The organism is Tolypothrix sp. PCC 7601, from assembly GCF_025677855.1.
GTDB lineage: Bacteria > Cyanobacteriota > Cyanobacteriia > Cyanobacteriales > Nostocaceae > Aulosira > Aulosira diplosiphon.
In genome coordinates, this window is record NZ_CP064879.1 from 2,698,349 (window position 1) to 2,719,312 (window position 20,964).

Annotated in this window: 16 protein-coding genes; 6 read left to right on the forward strand and 10 right to left on the reverse strand. The window is 40.8% G+C overall.

Translation table 11 applies throughout. The annotated features are described in order from the left end of the window. The first annotated feature begins 27 nt into the window (after nucleotides 1-27). Nucleotides 28-1,284, forward strand: a complete 1,257-nt coding sequence (locus tag HG267_RS11280; RefSeq protein ID WP_045869624.1) for an FAD-dependent oxidoreductase — start codon at nucleotides 28-30, stop codon at nucleotides 1,282-1,284. Nucleotides 1,285-1,515: 231 nt separating this feature from the next. On the opposite strand, the gene HG267_RS11285 is transcribed toward HG267_RS11280, so the two are convergent. Beyond that, on the reverse strand, nucleotides 1,516-1,827 hold the full coding sequence (locus HG267_RS11285) for a hypothetical protein (RefSeq protein ID WP_045869057.1): 312 nt from the start codon (nucleotides 1,825-1,827) through the stop codon (nucleotides 1,516-1,518). A gap of 626 nt (nucleotides 1,828-2,453) precedes the next feature. On the opposite strand from HG267_RS11285, the gene HG267_RS11290 reads away from it, so the two are divergent. Then, nucleotides 2,454-3,005, forward strand: coding sequence for a single-stranded DNA-binding protein (locus tag HG267_RS11290; RefSeq protein WP_045869058.1), 552 nt, complete (start codon nucleotides 2,454-2,456; stop codon nucleotides 3,003-3,005). 364 nt (nucleotides 3,006-3,369) lie between these two features. Continuing rightward, the gene (locus HG267_RS11295) at nucleotides 3,370-5,253 is read left to right on the forward strand and encodes an ABC transporter ATP-binding protein (protein ID WP_045869059.1); all 1,884 of its coding nucleotides are present in this window, start codon (nucleotides 3,370-3,372) and stop codon (nucleotides 5,251-5,253) included. Between the two features lie 382 nt (nucleotides 5,254-5,635). Here HG267_RS11295 and HG267_RS11300 read toward each other — a convergent pair. The 3 genes from HG267_RS11300 to HG267_RS11310 form a co-directional block, all read right to left on the reverse strand. Next, nucleotides 5,636-7,137, reverse strand: a protein-coding gene (locus HG267_RS11300; protein ID WP_045869909.1) for an IS5 family transposase whose coding sequence is annotated in 2 segments (ribosomal slippage) — nucleotides 5,636-7,080 and nucleotides 7,080-7,137 — 1,503 coding nt in all. Because the reading frame shifts where the segments join, the coding sequence is not laid out codon by codon here. 993 nt (nucleotides 7,138-8,130) lie between these two features. Continuing rightward, nucleotides 8,131-8,481, reverse strand: a complete 351-nt coding sequence (locus tag HG267_RS11305) for a Rieske (2Fe-2S) protein (protein ID WP_045869060.1) — start codon at nucleotides 8,479-8,481, stop codon at nucleotides 8,131-8,133. A gap of 148 nt (nucleotides 8,482-8,629) precedes the next feature. Then, the gene (locus HG267_RS11310; protein WP_045869061.1) at nucleotides 8,630-9,175 is read right to left on the reverse strand and encodes a DUF721 domain-containing protein; all 546 of its coding nucleotides are present in this window, start codon (nucleotides 9,173-9,175) and stop codon (nucleotides 8,630-8,632) included. Between the two features lie 153 nt (nucleotides 9,176-9,328). Between HG267_RS11310 and HG267_RS11315 the strand changes: the two genes are divergently transcribed. Next, nucleotides 9,329-10,300: a hypothetical protein gene (locus HG267_RS11315; RefSeq protein ID WP_045869062.1), complete on the forward strand. Its 972-nt coding sequence runs from the start codon at nucleotides 9,329-9,331 to the stop codon at nucleotides 10,298-10,300. Between the two features lie 155 nt (nucleotides 10,301-10,455). Here the strand turns inward: HG267_RS11315 and HG267_RS11320 are convergent, their stop codons facing one another. From HG267_RS11320 to HG267_RS11335, 4 genes are all read right to left on the reverse strand, one after another. After that, nucleotides 10,456-11,955, reverse strand: coding sequence for a family 10 glycosylhydrolase (locus tag HG267_RS11320; protein WP_096622049.1), 1,500 nt, complete (start codon nucleotides 11,953-11,955; stop codon nucleotides 10,456-10,458). 859 nt (nucleotides 11,956-12,814) lie between these two features. Then, the gene (psb27, locus tag HG267_RS11325) at nucleotides 12,815-13,210 is read right to left on the reverse strand and encodes a photosystem II protein Psb27 (protein ID WP_045869064.1); all 396 of its coding nucleotides are present in this window, start codon (nucleotides 13,208-13,210) and stop codon (nucleotides 12,815-12,817) included. Nucleotides 13,211-13,326: 116 nt separating this feature from the next. Beyond that, on the reverse strand, nucleotides 13,327-14,463 hold the full coding sequence (gene cofH, locus HG267_RS11330; protein WP_045869065.1) for a 7,8-didemethyl-8-hydroxy-5-deazariboflavin synthase subunit CofH: 1,137 nt from the start codon (nucleotides 14,461-14,463) through the stop codon (nucleotides 13,327-13,329). Between the two features lie 88 nt (nucleotides 14,464-14,551). Beyond that, nucleotides 14,552-16,549, reverse strand: a complete 1,998-nt coding sequence (locus HG267_RS11335; RefSeq protein ID WP_228045590.1) for an ArnT family glycosyltransferase — start codon at nucleotides 16,547-16,549, stop codon at nucleotides 14,552-14,554. A 161-nt stretch (nucleotides 16,550-16,710) separates the two neighbouring features. On the opposite strand from HG267_RS11335, the gene HG267_RS11340 reads away from it, so the two are divergent. Further along, nucleotides 16,711-17,964, forward strand: coding sequence for a glycosyltransferase (locus tag HG267_RS11340; RefSeq protein WP_045869067.1), 1,254 nt, complete (start codon nucleotides 16,711-16,713; stop codon nucleotides 17,962-17,964). Between the two features lie 55 nt (nucleotides 17,965-18,019). Here HG267_RS11340 and HG267_RS11345 read toward each other — a convergent pair whose 3' ends face one another. Beyond that, nucleotides 18,020-18,625, reverse strand: a complete 606-nt coding sequence (locus HG267_RS11345) for a DUF3318 domain-containing protein (protein WP_045869068.1) — start codon at nucleotides 18,623-18,625, stop codon at nucleotides 18,020-18,022. Between the two features lie 254 nt (nucleotides 18,626-18,879). On the opposite strand from HG267_RS11345, the gene HG267_RS11350 reads away from it, so the two are divergent. Beyond that, on the forward strand, nucleotides 18,880-19,140 hold the full coding sequence (locus tag HG267_RS11350; RefSeq protein ID WP_045869626.1) for a hypothetical protein: 261 nt from the start codon (nucleotides 18,880-18,882) through the stop codon (nucleotides 19,138-19,140). A 176-nt stretch (nucleotides 19,141-19,316) separates the two neighbouring features. Here the strand turns inward: HG267_RS11350 and HG267_RS11355 are convergent, their stop codons facing one another. Further along, nucleotides 19,317-20,915 (reverse strand): iron uptake porin, encoded by a 1,599-nt coding sequence (locus tag HG267_RS11355; protein ID WP_045869069.1) that lies wholly within the window; start codon nucleotides 20,913-20,915, stop codon nucleotides 19,317-19,319. Nucleotides 20,916-20,964: the final 49 nt, after the last annotated feature.

Genomic DNA, 20,964 nt, shown 5'->3' on the forward strand with positions numbered 1-20,964 from the left:
ATTTTAGGGCTTTCTGAAGGTCAGATTATGACAAACTCTGTATCCGAAAATCCTGCTCCAGAGCCAACGGTTAATCCTGTTCATGACATTGTAGACGTAAAAACCACCGATTGTTGCATTGTTGGTGGTGGCCCGGCTGGGGCTGTGTTGGCACTGTTGTTAGCACGTCAAGGCATTCCTGTAATGCTATTAGAAGCACACAAAGACTTTGATCGCGACTTTCGGGGTGATACGATTCACCCCTCAGTCATGGAAATTATGGAGGAATTGGGGTTAAGCGATCGCTTGCTGCAATTACCCCATACGAAAATTCGCCAACTTCAGATTCAAACTGCCCAAGATAGTGTCACTTTGGCAGATTTTAGCCACCTAAAAACTAATTACCCATACATTACAATGCTTCCCCAAGTGAAATTCTTAGAATTTATCACCCAAGAAGCGCAGAAATATCCTAATTTTCAGTTAGTAATGGGGGCAAATGTCCAAGAATTAATTGTAGAAGATGGGGTAATTCAGGGTGTACGTTATCGCGGCGGCGGCGGTTGGCATGAAATTCGCGCGAAACTTACTGTTGGTGCAGATGGTCGCCATTCTAAACTGAGACAACTGGGTGAATTTGAATCAATAGAAACTTCCCCACCAATGGATGTCCTCTGGTTCCGCCTCCCCCGCCAGCCAGAAGACGCAGAAGGCGGAATGGGGCGAATTTCCCAAGGACACATTCTCGTCATGCTTGATCGGGGTGAAGAATGGCAGATTGCTTATGTAATTCCCAAAGACGGTTATCAAAAACTACGTGCTGCTGGCTTAGAGGAATTAAAAAAATCTGTTGTGGAAGTTGTACCAGAGTTAAGCGATCGCATTTCTAATTTACATGATTGGTCACAAGTCGCTTTTCTTTCCGTAGAATCCAGCCGCGTCAAGCGCTGGTATCGTCAAGGATTGCTACTGATAGGTGATGCGGCTCATGTTATGTCTCCCGTAGGTGGCGTTGGAATTAACTACGCTATTCAAGATGCTGTCGTCACAGCCAATGCGATTAGTAAACCACTAAAAAATCAGAATTTAAGCATTCAAGACTTAGCAAAAGTACAGCGTCAACGAGAATTACCCACAAGAATCATTCAAGGATTTCAAACCTTGATCCAAAAACAGATATTTGCCCGCATTCTCACCTCTGATCAAACCTTCCAACCGCCTGCTTTTCTGCGCTTACCTATCTTGCGTGACTTTCCAGCACGTTTCATCGGCTTAGGCGTTTTCCCTGTTCATGTAAATATATAGGGGATGGGGCATTGGGCATTGGGCATAGAGGATGGGTGAAGAGAGAATAGTTAAGAGATGGGCTGGAAATTTTGGTTTCAAAGGTGCAACTTTCAGGCATAAAGGTTCAGCTTTCAGGCTTAAGGGATTTCCAAGAAATAAATTATTCCATCTTGTGGGGCGGGCATCTTGCCCGCCACATAAACTGGGCGGACAAGATGTCCACCCCACAATACATACTGGGATATTTTTTTATTTGGAAGTCCCTAAAGCCTCAACTTTCAGGTTCAAAGGTGCAACTTTCAAGCTCAAAAGCTCAACTTCCAGGCTTAAAGCCTCAACTTCCAGGCTTAAAGCCTCAACTTTCAAGCTCAAAGGCTCAACTTCCAGGCTTAAAGCCTCAACTTCCAGGCTTAAAGCCTCAACTTCCAGGCTTAAAGGCTCAACTTCCAGGCTCAAAGCCTCAACTTCCAAGTTCAAAGCCTCAACTTCCAGGCTCAAAAGCTCAACTTTCAGGTTCAAAGGCGCAACTTTCAAGCTCAAAGGCTCAACTTTCAGGCTCAAAGGCTCAAACTTCAGCCTTCAAGATTCAACTACTAGGCTTTATGGCTCAAAGTACATTCTCTTTTGACCAAAAATTGCGTCCTGCTTCTGTTGTCCCGTGATAATTTCTGTGTGAAACCACAGACATGATGGTACAATTATACTACTCAGTTGTAGAATCAATGCTTGCTTAAGTCAGGCGAAGGTTGCGAAAGCATCCATCGCTTGGCTTTTATGCTAAAACTGACTGAAAATGAAGAATGTCTGTCAAAAATGCAAAACTTAAAAATATATATAGAGTAGGTTGGTGTCTTGAAAGCAAAATATGTCAGATTTTTTGAGGAAAAAGGGTAAGGGTGAAGGGGTAAGGGTTATTTCCCTGTTCCCATTAACTTTTTCCCCTCCGGATATAGTTCTGTTTATTTGTCATCATCTACTTAATCAGTAGAGCTACATAATTAAAGAACTTCCAAGTAAAAAAATTTTATTGCTATTGTTGACTGTTGACCGTTGACTGTTAACTGTGAACCGTCAACAGTCAACAGTCAACAGTCAACAGTCAACAACTTGAACGAAATAATTTATTTTTTGGAGTTCCCTAAAACTCGACTTTCTAACTAGCAAGTTTAATTATCAGGAGGACTTTCATGAATAGCTGTGTTTTGATGGCGGAAATTATTCAGGAACCGCAACTACGCTATACATCAGATAACTTAGCAGTCACGGAAATGCTGGTGCAGTTTCCTAATTCTCAGCGTCCAGAAGATGCACCAGCAACTTTGAAAGTTGTAGGGTGGGGGAATTTAGCCTCAGAAATTCAGCAAAACTATCATCAAGGCGATCGCGTCATTTTGGTAGGAAGATTGGGGATGAATACTATTGATCGCCCAGAAGGTTTTAAGGAAAAACGGGCGGAATTGACTGTACAGCAAATCCAAAATGTTGGCGGTAGTTTTAATCTCAGTTCACCGCCAGTAGTCACAGAAACTTACTCACCACCAGCCGCAGCACCTGTCGCCCCGACTCCTCAACCAGCAGCTAGTTATGATTCACCTCGCCCAGCACCAGCCCCAGCTACTAGCACAGCTAACGTTGCGCCCAGAGTGAAGAATCCCGAACCCATACCCCAACCTGCTAATTTTGAACGGACTACTTATCCCGCAGTCGAAGAACCGAATATCGATGATATTCCCTTCTAAGCAACCGCACACAATAGAAGTTGGGAAAAGGAGAAGGGGGAAGGGGGAAAGGTTTTGTCTTTTTCCCTTCCCCACCTCTTGCAAAAGGTCTAATGAATAACGGATGTCAGGAATGAGTGATTTGTGACAAACAAAACTCAAATATCCCCGACATCCGTTATATTTTATGTATTCTCTTTTGTTATTAGCCATAAGCTATCACTTAAAATTCATAACTCAGAACTCTTGTACAGACGCGATTAATCGCGTCTCTCCAACTCAGAACTCTTGTACAGACGCGATTAATCGCGTCTCTCCAACTCAGCACTCAAAATCGCTGTTAAACTCCAAATAACTATTAGTAAAACTTTTTAACTACACTCCTATGAGAGAAACTATCCTAGAGGTTCGCAATCTCCAAGTTGAATTTTCCAGTGATGGCAATACCCTCAAAGCCGTTGATGGGATTTCATTTCAACTCCATCGGGGCGAAACTTTAGGAATAGTGGGAGAGTCCGGGAGTGGTAAATCAGTCACATCCCTTGCAGTCATGGGTTTGTTGCAAAGTCCCGGTAGAGTGACTGGCGGGGAAATTTGGTTTACTCATCAAGAGAATAACCCACCCATCAACTTAGCAGAGTTACCGCCTGAGCAAATGCAGCTATACCGAGGCGGCGACATAGCTATGATTTTCCAAGAACCCATGAGTTCGCTCAACCCAGTTTATAACATTGGGTTTCAGCTAACAGAAGCGATTATGCGACATCAAGAGGTGTCACCATCACAAGCGCGACAAATTGCGATCGCGGGTTTGCAAGAAGTTAAACTCCTCCCCAGCGATGAACAAATAGCCCAGCAATATCTCGATACTTGGAGTCAAACTAACTCCAAATCACCCAAACCCGAAGGGCAAAAACTGGCAGATTTGGTGAAGCAGCATAAAGAATCGATGCTAGAACGCTACCCTCACGAGCTTTCTGGGGGTCAGTTACAACGGGTGATGATTGCAATGGCAATTTCTTGTAACCCATTGTTATTGATTGCTGACGAACCAACTACAGCCCTAGATGTCACAGTGCAAGCAACAATTCTGGAATTGATGCGAGAATTGCAGCAAAGTCGCGACATGGCAATGATATTTATTACCCATGACTTGGGATTAATTGCGGAAATTGCTGATCAAGTAGCGGTAATGTATAGAGGGAAAATTGTTGAATATAATACAGCCACAGAAATTTTTAGTAATCCTCAACATCCATATACTAAAGGTTTAGTCGCTTGCCGCCCTACACTCACCCGCCATCCCCAAAAACTCCTGACTGTTTCCGACTACATGAGTGTGGAAGATAGTCCCACAGGTCAATTAGTAATTCAAGCGAAAGCACCTTCACCACCGCCAGAAGTTACCAGCGAAGAAATAGTTAAAAGATTGGCAGACCTCGATAAAAAGCAACCCTTATTAGAAGTTCGCAACCTCAAAGTTGGCTTCCCTGTAAAAGGCTTGCTAGGCGGCATCAAACGCTACACTATGGCCGTAAATAACGTTTCCTTTGAAGTAAAACCAGGCGAAACAGTGGGATTAGTAGGCGAATCTGGTTGCGGTAAAACCACTCTGGGCAGAACATTACTGCGCTTAATTGAACCGATGAGTGGTCAAATCATGTTCGAGGGACAAGATATTACCTCCCTCAAAGGTGAACCGTTGCAAAAACTCCGCCGGGAAATGCAAATAGTCTTCCAAAATCCCTTTAGTTCCCTTGATCCAAGAATGAAAGTTGGAGAAGCGATCGCAGAACCATTGGTAATTCATTATGTAGGGAAAACAAAGCGACAACGCCAAGAACGTGTAGTTGAACTTTTAGAACGGGTAGGATTGGGTGCAGATGCAATCAACCGTTATCCTCACCAGTTTTCTGGAGGTCAACGTCAGAGAATTTGTATTGCCCGTTCTTTGGCATTAAATCCCAAGTTTATTATTTGTGATGAATCGGTATCTGCACTGGATGTCTCTGTACAAGCCCAAGTCTTGAATCTCCTCAAAGAATTGCAAGAAGATTTTCAACTAACTTATATCTTCATTTCCCATGATTTAAGCGTAGTGAAATTTATGAGCGATCGCATTTTAGTCATGAATCGCGGTCAAATTGTCGAACAAGGTACAGCCCAAAGTATCTACCTCGAACCCAAAGAAGAATATACGCAAAACTTAATCGCCGCAATTCCCACAGGTAGCCCCGAACGCCGACAAAATCGCCTACAGGCATCTTAAGCAGAAATAATAGTCCAGGGTCAAGAGTCCAAACAGTTTTTGAATCTTGACTTTTGACAACCTAAGCACTGAATCTTCAACATATAGCCCAATACAGTTCAGTTAGAGTGTTCCAAAAAATAAACGATCCAAAACCTGTCATTGCGAGCGAAACGGAGTGTAGCGTTCGCGTAGCGTCTCGCAGAGAAGCAATCTCAGCCCTTGCGATTGCTACCCTGCGGGAACGCTACGCGAACATTCCGCTTCGCTCCATTCGCAATGACAATTGAGCATTTTTTTACTTGGAGTACTCTTAAGAAAATTAATTGACAACAAAACCAAAAAACTAGTTAGGGCTTGCTGAAAAAGTCATTCCAAGGCAAGAGAAAAATTGACTCAGTAGTCAGGGAAGAGCAAATATAAGTTTTTGTTGTCTGCAATCAAACGGAACATCACTTTTGCTAATAAAAGAAGTGAAAAAAGATGTAATGTTGAAAAATTGGCATAAAAATTCCCAAAAAAGCCGTGAAACAAGGGTAGAAAGATTCATGACTAAAAAAGTAATAGCAATAGCAGTGACAGAGGTATGAGGAAGTTTAGCCATGACTCTACCCAAGCTAAATCTTCGTTTACCTTGTCCGAATTTACCCTCAATAGAGTTACGAATTAGCTCATCTTCTCGTGCTTGTTTCTTTTTTTCAGGACTGACATTTTTAGGTGGTCTCCCTAAAGGTGGCCCACTAATTCTAATTCCTCTTTCTTGACACCAAGAGCGGTTGTCTCTAGTGCGATAAATTTTATCAACATGAACTGATTGAGGATAATACCCGGTGTAGTTTTTGTAGGCTTCTACTTGTGATTTTAAGTCGCCTGATTCGTTAAAATTATCCCAACTAATATGGTCTAAAAATACATAGCCATCATAGCAACTAGCTGAAAGCTTTGCCCCAAACTCTACTTTTTTTCCAGCTTTACCACGGACTATCGGACGAATGTGTGGTTGATTTAAACTGACAATACGGTCTTCTATACTAATTTTTTTATTTTCATATAACCAAAGTTGTTGACGATAAATTTCTGCTACTACCAGTAATTTCTTATATTGCCTATTACTCAGGTTGAAGAGTGACGCACCTAACTCCATTAGCTGCTGAATGTGAACTAAATTTCTTTTGATATATTGTAGTTGCCGTTTAATGGCTTTCCTTCTTTCTTTAATGGTCGGTTTTCTTTTTTTGGCTACCAATAAGTAATTCTTTCTAGCTATATTTCTATAGGTTCTCGGTTTTTTGATACTCTTTAACAAGAGGGAGTTATATAAAATATCTATAATTGTTTCTGTATGCTTTCTGGCTTGATTTAATAATCCTAAGTCTGTGGGATAACTGATATCCGCTGGCGCACAACTCGCATCTAATATTAATTTTCCCCGATTGGTCGGCTCATTTTTTAAATCCTCGGTTTCTGACTTTTTTGATTTTACTTCTACCTCCTCTTTACTTTCTAACACTTGCTTGACTATTTCTCGATTCAGTTTGTTAACTAATTTTATATCTATTCTTTCTCTAAAGTGAACTAACATTGACGCATCAAATGGGGCATTATTGCTATAGCAAGACATTCCTATAAAGTATTGCAGATAGGGATTCTCCCTAATTTGCTCTACTGTCTCCCTATCACTTATGCCTAGTTTTTCTTTAATTATTAATGCCCCTAATGCCATCCTAAATGTTTTGGCTGGCGCGCCCATTTCTGCTGAAAATATTGCTGCGTACTCTGCTTCAAATTCTGACCAAGGTATCATCTCCGCCATGATTACCCAACGGTTATCTGAGGCTAGTTTCCCCCAAAGGGTAGTTCAAAGTCTTCTGCTGCTGTTTCTTGCTTTTGCGCTTTTCGATACATATCAACGCAACTTGCTACAAGGGTTTTTACTTACTTTATCCTTTTTCCTTGCACTTTATTCTCTTTTGTCCCCCCAAATCTCTTGATTTATCTAGGTTTTTTGTTTATTCTGCAAGCCCTAGTTACTCAACAAAAAACGCAACAATAATTTTGGAGGGGGTTTGGGGGACGCAACCGTCCGAAGTTTTGTGGAAGGAAACCTTCCCCACAAACTTCACCCAATCGGGGGTTTGGGGGAGAATCCCCCAATTGAGCTAGCTTTTTACACAACTGACAAATCAATCACTAATGAACTTATCTGAACTGTATTGACATATAGCCAACACAGAAGACTTTTTTCTGTAGCCTGAATAAAAGCTTCAAAATCACTCCCTCGTGTTCATTGGATAGCGTCATCTCGTGCTGAACATCCCTCGTAATAGCTAAAATAAAAGCGCCAGTGAATACGGTGTAAAAGCTGGCGCTGGTGTTATCGGTATTTGTGGAAGCATAATCTTATGCCATGTGTTGATGATACGCTAGTATGGCAAGCCCCCCTGCGGGTTTCACCCCTAGCGGACTTTGTACTGATTGGTCATGAAACAGCACGAATTTATACACATTAACTACATTAAAAATCTTGAATAAGGTAATTCGTAATTAATAATTCGTAACATCCTGTGGCAATATTGCTCGGTTAAGGATTTTCAACTTTTAATTTGGTTTGGGGAAAAGGTTAAAGGGTAAGGGTTAAAGGTTTTTTCGTGCCACTTTTCCCCTTCCCCTTTTGCCCTTAACCAACAAGTATTGCATCCTGTGGGTTCGCCTTGAATCTGTCTCATTGAGAGTAGCTGCTACGCGTCTACGTAATTAAACACAGTTATAGATGTGGTCAAAATTTTCTGTCTAAAAAAAGAGTGCTTTTTTGCAGTTACGTGCAGACAAGGCGTAATCAACAGCGACAATTACCAATTACCAATTACCAATTACCAATTACCAATTAATATTTCCTAATTACAATCCTACCCAAATATTTCCTTCTTCTACACGAGTAGGAAATACGGGTACTGATTTTTCTTTAGAAACCATACCCATCAACTTGTTAATACCAGGCGGAAAGGTAATCCATTCAGTAGGGTTGCCAGTGGCAAGGTCAAAAGCACTACGGTGAAATGGACAGACGATCGCACCATCATCTGTGATTTTACCCTTCTTCAAAGGTAGCTTCATGTGGGGGCAAGAATTTTCTAGGGCGTAGATTTGGTTATTGTGGTGAACTAATAAGATATTGCGTTGTTCTACTTTTACCACTTTGCGATCGTTAAGTGGCAGTTCATTTTCGGGAAGAACCTTAATCCAGTTCATAAATACCTCGATACCTCGCTGAACATCATCTACAGGGGTGCTGCTTGATGGAAGACTTTGGAATATTCTGCTCTTTTAGCCATCAACAAGCTGATTAACTACAATCATTTCACAAGTGTGTAGCTCTAGTTCTCAACTCAGACAATGTTCATAACTGTTTAGCCGCACACAGAGAACAAACCTGCCAACGCTGAAGTTCGCCAGGTGGGGTAGGACACTGACATTGAGGACAAAGCGGTAAACCATGCGATCGCATTTGCATAACTTTTGCCCAATGCCCGAAAGCCGCATTGGGATTAGTAGTATGAGGCTTGGTATCTTGAACAGAATTACTTTTATCACCCAAATAACTGGGATGTTCGCTTGGTGAAACCGTTAGTTGCGGCTTCTCTGGTTCTGGAGATGATTGCCAACCAGCTGTAGAAAAGCGGATATCTACCAAAGGCGTTGGCAACTTTTCATTCAACTTCAAAATTAGCTTTTGACGTGAAAAAGTCAGATTTTGCGCCCAAGCCGCGCTAGAAGTTGCCACCCGCAGGACATCGCGTTGAATAGATAATGGTCGAGTATGTGCAGCAACCACTGTACCAACCACCTCCGCCCAACATTGCAGCAAGCGTTGAAAAGGTTGTTCCTGCCACTGAGTTTGTTGTTCGAGACCACTTAAAATATCATTAACTGAGTTAAACGACATCTTAACTAAAGGCTGTTGGTGTAGCGTCTTCGATAGGAGAAGGCTGAAGTATTAAGTATAAACTGGTTGCAGCTGGAACTTTTGACAATTGCGATCGCCTATAACAAGAGCATAAAAATATTTTTTCCTACTATTAAATTCCTCTCCTCTAGTATGCCGATTTATGGGCCAGATCAAATTAATTTTGCAGGTGTGAATGGCGATCGCTATTGGTTTTATGAGCCATATCCTTATACTGGGATAGCTAATATCGATGAACGTTTAAGCAGCTTTCCCGTAGCTGTGTTTTTACCACCACATCGCCCGCTACAGCAAACACCTCTGGTGATTGGTTTACAGGGTATGAGTGCCCCTTATGGTTGGAATGCTTTTATTGTGCCTACACTAACGCAAATGGGTATTGCTGTAGCTTTATTTGATACCCCCTTTGCTGGTGGACGCAGCTTAGTACGCACCTTCACAGCTACGATCCAAAATGAGATTCAGCCATTAATTGCTCAAAATATTTCCTTTGATACGGCGTTGCTTTTAAGTATATTTCGTAGTACTGCCAGTAACATTGCCAGTATTCATAACTTTTGTGGCGATCGCTATCATCTCAGCGATCGCCGACTGGCTTTGTTTGGGGTAAGTATGGGAGTTTTACTTTCTGCCTACGCGTTTACCGCAAAAGGTTTGGGGGACAGACTATTGGGGGCTATTGGTCATGCCGATCTGCAATCTTTTGCTAACAGTTGGGGCTATTGGTTATTGCCTGATTTAGCCGCCTCACCTTTGGGTGGATTCGCCGTAAGGCTGTTAACCAGATTACAGCCTGAGTTAACACCTGTAGTGAAGCTTTTACAATTAGCCAAAAATCTTAAATATCATGATGAATATGCTTGGGAATGCAACCCCATGAATTATGTTGAGCAAGTCAAGCTACCGCGTCGGGTTCGCTTTTTAGTTGGTGCTAACGATCCCATTGTTCGGGTTCGAGATACTCGTACTTGTGCTGAGAAATTCCCCGATGGTGCTTGTTATATTGTCCCAGGAATGGGGCATGGTACTAGACAATGGGGGCCAGCATTTGTTGACCATGTCCGTTATTTTTTGACTACTCAACTAGGTGATTGGCAAAGTTAAGAATTTCAGAATTAGCTGAGAATAAGAATGATGTCCAAATATTTTTAGAAGGGAAAAAGTAACGAGAAAAAAGGACAACCTTTACCCTTTCACCTTTCCCCTTTTCCCTAAAAAATTTGACATAGTTTGGTATGACAAAAAAATCCCAACAGCCATTAATTATTGCGGCAGAATTTGCGATCGCCATCATGTTCAGGGTACTGCCAAGAATAAGCGAAATGGCTCACTCCCTTGAGTTGGGGGGCAAATTGCCGGAGTGCTTGCATCTGTACTTCCAAAGATGGACGATTACTAATCGAATCTCCCCATTTACCTGCTAAGGCGGGAATGATTTGTGTACCCGGTTTTGCCATACTCACAACCCGTTGTACTTGGGAGACAATACAACTGACATCTCCACAGTTGGCATAAGCCATAGGATGCCATTGCATAGTACTAGGGAAGCGATCCCAAGGCTGTAACCGCGAATCATAGCCTTGTCCTAAAGTTTGGTTACCTTCAGGGAAAAACACCACTCCCGAGGGAATACCTTGTTCCTGTGCTGGATGACTTGCTAAGGCAACAAAATCTAAGATACCTTGCATGGCGTGGGCAACAGCTAGCTGCCATAAATCCCATTGCAACAGAGGTTGTTTATCGATGGGATTGATAATTGATTTTTGCGTTGCGGATAAAGTTCTACCTTGCCATAAAGGTTCTTGTTCTTGAGGATATAGTTGATCGACCTCTGCAATATCTGCAGCCGTAATATATCCTTTACCTAAAAAGCGGCGAATTAAGTCTAAACCTTTATTATTTTGGGCACGACGAAATAAAGCTTCTTGGGTAGCAGTAGTAAATAACCATAAATCTGTCACTTTAGTGGCGATAGAATCACTACCAGCTTGCCGGGGATAGCGTACATAATCAAATAGCAATCCATCTGGACGACGGCGCACTACTTCTTGCACCATTTGGTAATAGTCGCGTTTTGCCTGTAGGTTATAGGGGTCAATAAATACTTGAGTGCCGTTATCAACAACATATAAGCTAGTTTGACCTTTGCCATTACGGGCGATCGCCCCTTCTCTGTCTGGACGACGGGCATAGCTATAGCCAAAGTTGACGGTATACATCCAGGCGTAAACCTTTAAACCTCGCTGTCGTGCTTTGTTAATAGCAGTTGTTAGTAGATCTACTTTTTGTGAACCTGGAGTGTTGATCACAGAAGGCCAAATTGTAGGATTAGAAGCTGCTGGTAAAAGTACCCGGCCATCATAAAACACTTCCAAATAAACTTGGTTATAGCCAAGGTTGACAATTCTATCCATAGTTTTGTCCAGTATTCCCGGCTGCATATCACAGGGATACAAACGCAACCAAACTGCTTGAATTTGCGGCCAGGTACGATTACGGCAATCCTGTAATTCCTTCGCCTGTTGTTTTAATAGCTGCTGGTAGCGCTTTTGGGCATCTGGATTGCCTCTAAGTGCTAAAAGACGTAAATTTTCTTTTGATTGTGCTGCTGTAGGTGATAGATGGCAGTATTCTCCCAGTTGCGCCTGCGCTGGCTGAATACCAAAGTTAGGAATTAATAAACTACTACTAAAAACTGCAGCTAACAGGCGGCGAAAAAACAAGGTTGACTGGGTGACTTTCACTGGAAGGTTGGACATACTTCAAGGTAGCAAAGCAAAACGGTAGACTTCTTATATAAGTTGGACAAGGATAAAGGTAAAGTCACTGATCAAAGAAATGAAATTATTCATTCTCTAATAATTGTTTCTCTAAATCTTGGCAAAGCAACTTGTACAAGCAAAATAATCATTAACCCTCAGGGGTTGTCTCAATAGTTGTCGGTTAAGGGGAAAAGGGACAAGAAAAAACCTTTAACTCATCGTTCGCGTAATCGATTCTGAAAATAAAGAATTCATCAAAATGGTTAAAAGGCTTACAACAAAAGGATTAATCGCATCAAACTTTTATCCATATACCCTTTAGAGGCGTGGTTAGTTCACAGTGCGATGACGGTGCGATCGCACCGATACATTCAGATTCCTACTGAAATCTTTGAGGGAAATCGGGTAAGTGTAAGCTTTCTATTCTGATTACCAAAACCAAAGCTATATATAGTAGGAATTTCATGGTTTTTTGGGAATTAATTATTTCCGATTTGGATTACGCGAATGGTGAGCTTTAACCCTTACCCTTTCACCTTTTACCCAAACCAAATTGCGAGTTGAAAATTCTTAACCGAGTAGTATTGGGGGCTAGCTTAGGTTTACATAGATAAAAATCTATGGTAAAAAATAGGGGTTTTGAAGCCTAATTGTGAAAGACTCCCAAACCCCTATTTCAGTTGCCGAATTTTGTTATGCGAGTAAATCAAATTTGTTTGAAAAACTCTGCTAAGAATAATTTTGTGTTAGCAAATTTTTGCAAAATGCAAAAGCGATTTACCTGATTCAACTAAACTTAACAAAGCTGCCAAGAGTCTCAATTAATAAGAAACTCTTGACTCTGCTTGTCAGGATGTTAAGCACCACGTTTCAGCGCTGCTTCTACCTGATTAAACTCTTGTTCTAGACGGTCTTTGAGCTTTTGTGGCACGGGGCGATTTGGGTAAGAGCTATAATGTCCAGCTAAGGAGTTTAAAGCTGTTCGCATCGTGGTAAAAGAACTCAAAGTAGAAACAGAGTTAGACCGTTGGTAACGAGCTGAAAAATCGTTTATTTTTTGACGCGCTTCTGTTTGAACTGCTGCTTTATTTGGTGAGTCTTCTGATAACTCTAGGACATTTCTCAAAATCCCGACTACCGCTAAGGTGTCTTGACGATAATCTCCTGTTAAACTATCAGGACTAGAACAGCCCATTAAGCTGATGCTTACAACCAAAAGCAGAGCAAGCAGACGCGACCAATAGCGCTTCATAAGCATTAAGTAAAACAACTCATAAATCAACGTCAATACTATCTTGGATTGGTATCTTGGGGATCATGAGCAAGGCTGAAGGCTTAAGGATGAATGATGAAATTTTGCTCATGAATTCAGCATACTGGCTGATAGAGAGTATCTCTTTGTTGAAAAGGTCGTCCTAAAGAAGCGATCGCTTTTTGTAATGTTTCTACTTCCATACATGTACCACCCATAGCACCTGCCATAGTGGTAATGTGTTCTTCCATCAATGTACCGCCGATATCGTTGCAACCAGCAACTAAGGCTGACATCGCGCCAGCTAAACCCAGTTTTACCCAACTAGGTTGATGGTTAGGTATCCAATTTCCTAAGAAAATTCGTGCCACCGCACCCAGTAGCAACGCATCCTGTAAAATCGGTTGATCGCGTCCTACACGGCGGCGTAAAGGTTTGGGCGCTTCTTGCCCAACAAAAGGTAATAAAATAAACTCTGTGATTTTGGCAGGATAGCCATTATCAATCGCAGTTTTTTGCAGCGATCGCAATTTTGCTAAGTGTCCTATTTGCTGTTCTGCACTTTCAATATGTCCAGAAAGCATAGTGCTGGTAGTGTGCAAGCCTAATTGATGGGCTGTACTCACAATTTCTAGCCAAGTAGCTGTATCAATCTTCTCTGGACAAAGTACTCGCCGGACTTCATCATCTAGCACCTCAGCCGCAGTTCCTGGCATTGAGCCTACACCAGCGTCCCGCAAAGCCGCAATCACATCAGCATAATTGAGTCCATCCACTCTGGCGATAAATTGCACTTCTTGAGGCGAGAAAGCGTGCAAATGTACATCGGGAAATTCCTGCTTGATAGTTGACACCAACTTGAGATAATAAGGCAGAGATTTACCGTTGATTTTAGCTTGGGGGTTTAACCCTCCCTGCATACAGATTTCCGTTGCACCTCGTCGCACACCATCTGTAGCTTTTTCCAAAATTTGTGCCCAATCTAACCAGTAAGCACCATCATCACCATCATCCCGCCGGAATGCACAAAAACTACAGTGCTGTTCGCAAATGTTAGTAAAGTTAATATTGCGGTTAATTACGTAAGTGACTGTATCACCTGCTTGCAGACTGCGGAGTTGATCGGCTGTGTTGTGAATAGCTGCGATCGCTTCTGGATCTGTTTGTTTTAACAATACCACTCCCTCTGCAAGAGATATATCATCCCCGCTAAGAGCACGGTCAAGAATAGCTTCAAAAGTAGTGATTACCACATTAATCAATCTCGAAAGTATTAAAAAACTTCTTTATTAATTTTGTCAGTAAAATCTTAATACTTGCGATGAAATTATTTCAATGCTCCTACTTGGGAAGAAAAACCCCTACTGGAGGGAAATCACCTGCTCGAATATAAGTTGCGTCATTGACAGTCATCTCTTGAGATTTTTCTTGTTTGCTTCTTTTTGTTTCCATAGTAATAATTGCACAAGGTATAAAATCTTTATAGGGATATTGGTTACTGAGTTTAGCAGAAATATTAGTAACATTTACATGTTGCATTGTTACTGTTTCTTTCTTAGTCTGTCGCCAGATTTCCCAGTAAGGATATTCCCACGGATCGTTACCTAATGACAAACCAATGTTTGAGCAGTCTTTTGACTTTAATAAATTCACTGCTCCAACATAAGGTTCTTGGAGATAAGGTCTATTGCTAAAATATTGCTCAATTCGGTTAGTCTGAAAAATATTATGACTATCAATTATCGGTCTATATTTATTAAAAAATAACCAGGGAAATGATGATATTAATAAAATAATTACTAAAGATAACGCCATTTTTGGCTTTTTGATTTGGGATAATATCACACCCAAAAAAGGAGCTAATAATACAAAAAATGGTAGGTGCAGACGGCTATTCCATGCTTGCCATTTGACTAAATAGCAAAACAATAAAAATGTACTTATTGCACTCAGTAAATAACTTAATATATAGTCACTTTTTTTATATCTTTTTTTAGCTATATAAATAACTATACACAATAATATTATGCATAAATGTAATAAATTGCCAGCACTGTTCTCGTTTCCGGGAACTCCTAGAGTTGACCAACCTCCTGGGACAAAAAATGTTTTAGAAAAAGTGATGCGTGGATCGTTAACATCTACCCCTAGAAATATATGTATGATTTGAATTAATTTATTGGCTATACCATTCCATAAACCAATAGGTGTTCCTATGTGCAAAGCTAAATTTCTTAATATGTTGGAAAATAGTATATTAATACCAAATATTTCGTTTTTATATGTACTAGGTTCTCCTAATGGCGAGCCAAATAAATTGTAATTACGTAAATAATGAGCAAAATTTAAACTTAAAGCCAGACTACCTACTAATAGTCCAGACTGCCATACTTTAAAACGTAAATATTTTATTTCAGATATACCTAGCCAAATTAAAAATGGCAGTACGTAAAAGTAAGCTGTTCCTTTAGTTAAAATTGCTAATCCTACACTACTTCCAATTAGACATAAATTAGTCCAACTAGTTCTTGCTCGCTCTTTTACCGAAAGCAGAACATAAAAAGCGAGACAGACTAACCAAAATGACAAGACATAATCATTTTGAGTACTTGATGCTTGCAATATCCCCATAGGAATCGTAGCACTAATCACAGCAGCAAAAACCTGACCTCGTAAGTCTGCGCTTAGTTGTTGTGCAATTAATGAGACTCCTATCGTGCAGCCAAGCAGACTAAACCATTGAACTAAGTTAGCACAGTAATCTGTACCGCTTAAAATTTGAAAATGCAGAATTACAAACTCTGACCAAGGGTTCTGATATAGTTGTGGTGTGTAACTTGTGGGATAATGTTCAAAACTATTATTTTGCATCCAATGCACAACACGAGTCATGTGATAGTCCATTGAATCCCAATTATTTGGTGGCGCTATAATAGCAATTAAACCAACAGTAGCGACCACGAAAAATATACCAAACAATAATATTTTGATGGCAGGTGCTATTTTAATATATTTTTTTATTTTGCCAGAGATTGCAGTATTTAAATTTATCGGCTTGGCATTTTTAATTAAAAATAAATATTGGCAAATTAATGCTAAACAGTTCAATAATGACCATGCTATTAGGATACTTAAAAAATTAAGTATATGAAATTGGCTTAAAACTTCACTAATAAAAGTGAGCACAACGCCCCAAACAATAGAAGTTGACATAAATGATTTACGCCAACTTTCAGAATATTTAATAGAAATACTAAAAATAATTAGCCAAAATATTATAGGCAAAAGCAAAAGCATATTATTATGTTTATTTTTTATAAAAATAACATTTGCTATCAACTCCAACTTGGGGATATTTACCTAAATTAGTAAAGAATGCAACTTTTTTTAGAAAATATGGTGAATTAATATTCCCAGTGTTATAGATGAGGAATAAAATTGAATTAATGCCAAGATGCTCTGTTTTTAATATTCTCTTGCACTAACTGGATTTTGCTCTCATGCCTCAAAGCCAAGATTATCCATTATTATCAGCACCAACTGGTAAATTACAAATCTCTGAATTACCTGATAAGATTACAGATACAGATGGCGAAGATATTTTTCTTTCTTTAGTCATTCCTACTTATAAAGAACGTGACAATATCAAAAATGTTGTCAAAATCTTGAGCCAAGTACTGGATGAGTGCATTCCTGGACGCTATGAACTGATTGTGGTAGATGACAATAGTCCAGATCGCACTTGGGAAGTTGCACAATCTCTCATGGGAGATTATCCACAGTTGCGAGTCATGCGACGACAACAAGAACGAGGATTATCCTCAGCAGTAATTCGTGGTTGGCAGGCAGCAAGAGGAAAGATTCTAGGGGTAATTGACGGAGATTTACAACATCCACCAGAGGTATTGACGCAATTAGTTACTGAAATTGAGCAAGGAGCAGATTTAGCGCTAGCTAGCCGTCATATAGAAGGAGGCGGTGTTAGTAGTTGGAGTATTGTCCGGCGTTTCTTGTCCCGTGGCGCTCAAGTTTTAGGATTGATTATTTTACCAAGTGTACTGGGAAGAGTTTCCGACCCCATGAGTGGTTATTTTATGGTGCGTCGGAATGCGATCGCAGGAGCAATACTTAACCCCGTAGGATATAAAATTCTTTTAGAGGTAATTGGGCGGGGAAGAGTTGGTGCAATTGCTGAAGTAGGCTATGTATTTTGTGAACGCAAAGAAGGCGAAAGCAAAGTGACATGGAAGCAATATGTCGATTACTTACACCACCTGCTAAAATTGCGTCTCTCCACAGGAAATTTAGGAAAAGTGAGCAAGTTTAGTCAAAACATGGGTTTCCCAATTGGTCGATTTCTCCGCTTTGGATTGGTAGGATTAAGTGGCGTGTTTGTCGATATGGCAGTGCTTTATTTGCTCAGTGATCCTACAACCTTAGCCTTACCCCTAACTCGGAGCAAAATCATTGCTGGAGAAATTGCCATTTTCAATAACTTCTTGTGGAATGATGCTTGGACATTCGCTGATGTTTCCATGCAGCAGCAAGAATGGCGACAACGGTTGAAGCGCTTTTTGAAATTTAATGTAATTTGCTTGGCGGGATTGGTATTAAATGTACTGATTTTAAATCTAGTATTTAACTTCATCCTGCCTAACCGCTACATTGCCAACTTAATTGCGATCGCAGTTGCTACAATTTGGAATTTCTGGGTTAACTTAAAACTTAGCTGGCGAGTCACTGATGTTAAATAGCTCAATTTCAGAGCATGACAAGACTAATTAATTGCCATCAACTTTCAGCTTGGTGCTACTTCATATAACTTTTTGGTAAACCCACAGGAGATAAACCTGCAATCGCCCGTAAGTTTTGACAACGAATCAATTCGTTAAAACTTAAGCCAGAACGCCCCTCAATCTTAGCTACTGTTTCAATTGCAGATAACAAATGTTCTGCGGCTTCAGATTCTGAGTAACCTCGCCGCCCAGCAATGCGAATTGCTGCTGCATCAGCATCTAACTCTAACTCTGGAGATTGGTTTGTGCGCCAAATCCGAAAACCTGCGATCGCACTTAAGCCAACTGCGATCACAACACCTACAACATCAGACTGTGTGGATTCGACTAATCCACCTATAAGCCCTGCGACAAGTACAACTTGATAAATATTGGGTTTGAACCACTTCACCCCTGTTAACCAGCTAACCGTCTGCAACAACAACAAATCTCGTTGTGATTTCCCCAGACGAAACCATAAGTCAAAATTAATATTGATTGGCCGTTCTTGATTCCAAGGGAGTGGAAAGGACGCATCAATTACCTTTGCTTGTTGGGGCTTGCTGACGATTTTGGTCAGCATTCGTGCAGAAGCAGGCATTACATCTAACAAGCGGCGAATTTCGGCGGTTGGCTCCATAAAGTTAATAATTAGCCATGATATGCATAGTATTCAATTATGCAAAAAATTAACTTTTCATGCTAACCTTTGATTTGTAATAGTTAATCACATGAGACCCTCTGCAGATTGTTATTTGTTAAACAAACAAACACAGTTATCAGAGTCATCAATCAAGTAAGTGTGTAGTGTAGCGGGATTCTATGGTACCCGTTGGCATAGAAGTTCAAAACTTGAAAGTTTTGGATAACCATGAAAAATTAAATTTTAACTACATGGAAGCTTTCGCCCCCACCCCGCCTGAATGGACGAATAACGCAATTCACGCTTATCAGTTTTGCTGTCCAAACTGCAAGTCTAGTAGCCGAGAAGCATTACAAGTTTGGTTGAATCGGCGATCGCCTGTGATGACAGAAGACCATCGCCGCAAATGGCAGGAATTTTACAATTGTCATTGTGGTAATGCATGGTGGGCTTGGAGTAGCGATCGCCCACCAACAGATCTGTCTAATCAAAAAGATATTAATCCTATATAGTCATTTTGCTCCAATAAAAACCCGCCTCAAGGCGGGATAATTTTGATGCGGATTAGGTTAATGGCAGTTTTAACCATAAGCCGCAGCGTTTTGATTTTGACCACAATATTTTTTCCATCTCTGATTGGGTAGGAAAAATCCCCACCCAACAGTTGACTGCTAATAGATTGGCAATCTTAGAATGAGAAAGTAGTACGTAGAGTACCTACGTAAATGGTGTTGTTATTGTCGTTGTTTTCGGGATTAAAGATCACCAACAAACCTGGGGTAACTTGAATATTGTCAGATACATTCAACTTGTATAGACCCTCTAGATGATAAGAGGTGCCAGATTCTGAAGCAATATTATCACCACCAGTTACTTTCGGTGGTTGACCGAAAATCACACCCAAGACGTTACCTTTACGACCAAAGTCTCTGACAGCTAGTGAACCAGCCCAATACCAAGCATCTGCACTTCTAGCAGCACCAGTTACCGCATCAGCAGTTGTGTAACCGCCCCAACCACTCAAAGCTAATTGAGAGCTAAGTTGGAAAGTAGCTTGTACACCATAGTGGTTAGCTTCAGTCCGCGCACCAGCAAAGGGATTATTCGCAAAAGCACTTCCTATCCCTTGGAAGAGGCTGGGATTGCTTTGATATGTACGGGCATAGCTAAATCCAACATTCAAAGCTTGGGTTGGTTTGAAAGCTATCTGCCCAAAGAAGGTATTACTACCATTAAATAGCCCATTACCATCGGCTGGATTATTCGGAGTATTTACTCCTTGAGCAAAGTAAGCAGCACTCAAGGTCAAAGGGCCTTTAGGATTGAAATTAACAGTTATACCCGCACCATTACCAGCTTGGCGATAGATGGGACTAAATCGTCCGTAGGCGGATAAAGCACCTTTCCCAGAACTAGCAAAGTCAGGGTTGAAGTTGTAAACGTTTTCATTCAACTCAGCACCAGTTGCATCAATCTTTACACGTACTGCATCGCTGAAGTTGAAAGCGTAGTTAACTTTATCAATTTCAACACTGTTATTAGTACCACCGTCATAGCCCAAGCGGGTCATGTTGGTACCAGTTACACCCGAATTAGGTACAGTATTACGACCTTGTAATCGGATTTGCAACTGATCTTTGCCTGTGAAGCTGCTGTATAAATTCAACCGTACCCGGTCAGAGAAGGCAGTGTTGCTGTCTAAATCTGGGTTATTGTTGGGATTATTGTCAGTATCAGCTCTTGTATCCCCAAAAGGCTGAGAGACGCTGAAAATAGCTTCTCCAACTAGCTTAGTTGTTGTGGAAAATTGATTTGCTTCTAGTTCCGCAGTGCGTGCTTCTAAAGAATCTACACGACCACGTAAAGTAGCCAATTCCGCAGAAAATTCTTCTTGTAAGCGCTGTAATGTAGCTAAGTCTTGTTTTGTTACCAAGTCAGCAGTAGCTGTAGCAATCAACTCATTCACCCGATCTAAACAAGCATTCAAACCTGCGGCGAATTCATAACGAGTCAACGCGCGGTTACCACGATAAGTACCGTTAGGATAACCTGCAATACAGCCATAGCGCTCAACTAAAGATTGTAAAGCTTGGAATGCCCAATCTGTAGGTTGTACATCAGAAAACTGTGAAACTGATGTAACTTGACCCATAGAATCTTGGGACAGTTGAGCAACACCATTTACAGGTTCATTAACTTCAGCCGCCAAAGTACTATTAGCCGCCACAAATGTAGCCGCCATCACCAATGGACTAATCTTTAAAAGACCCCAGAATGCTTTTGTCATTGTTTTACTTGCACTCACACCTAAAACTCTTTAGCTCCTAGTAAAGCTC

Coding starts and splice junctions, on each gene's coding strand:
- HG267_RS11295 (WP_045869059.1), top strand. CDS start 3,370: ATGAGAGAAACTATCCTAGAGGTTCGCAATCTCCAAGTTGAATTTTCC.
- HG267_RS11315 (WP_045869062.1), top strand. CDS start 9,329: ATGCCGATTTATGGGCCAGATCAAATTAATTTTGCAGGTGTGAATGGC.
- HG267_RS11280 (WP_045869624.1), top strand. CDS start 28: ATGACAAACTCTGTATCCGAAAATCCTGCTCCAGAGCCAACGGTTAAT.
- HG267_RS11290 (WP_045869058.1), top strand. CDS start 2,454: ATGAATAGCTGTGTTTTGATGGCGGAAATTATTCAGGAACCGCAACTA.
- HG267_RS11340 (WP_045869067.1), top strand. CDS start 16,711: ATGCCTCAAAGCCAAGATTATCCATTATTATCAGCACCAACTGGTAAA.
- HG267_RS11320 (WP_096622049.1), bottom strand. CDS start 11,955: ATGTCCAACCTTCCAGTGAAAGTCACCCAGTCAACCTTGTTTTTTCGC.
- HG267_RS11350 (WP_045869626.1), top strand. CDS start 18,880: ATGGAAGCTTTCGCCCCCACCCCGCCTGAATGGACGAATAACGCAATT.
- HG267_RS11345 (WP_045869068.1), bottom strand. CDS start 18,625: ATGGAGCCAACCGCCGAAATTCGCCGCTTGTTAGATGTAATGCCTGCT.
- HG267_RS11310 (WP_045869061.1), bottom strand. CDS start 9,175: ATGTCGTTTAACTCAGTTAATGATATTTTAAGTGGTCTCGAACAACAA.
- HG267_RS11355 (WP_045869069.1), bottom strand. CDS start 20,915: ATGACAAAAGCATTCTGGGGTCTTTTAAAGATTAGTCCATTGGTGATG.
- HG267_RS11305 (WP_045869060.1), bottom strand. CDS start 8,481: ATGAACTGGATTAAGGTTCTTCCCGAAAATGAACTGCCACTTAACGAT.
- psb27 (WP_045869064.1), bottom strand. CDS start 13,210: ATGAAGCGCTATTGGTCGCGTCTGCTTGCTCTGCTTTTGGTTGTAAGC.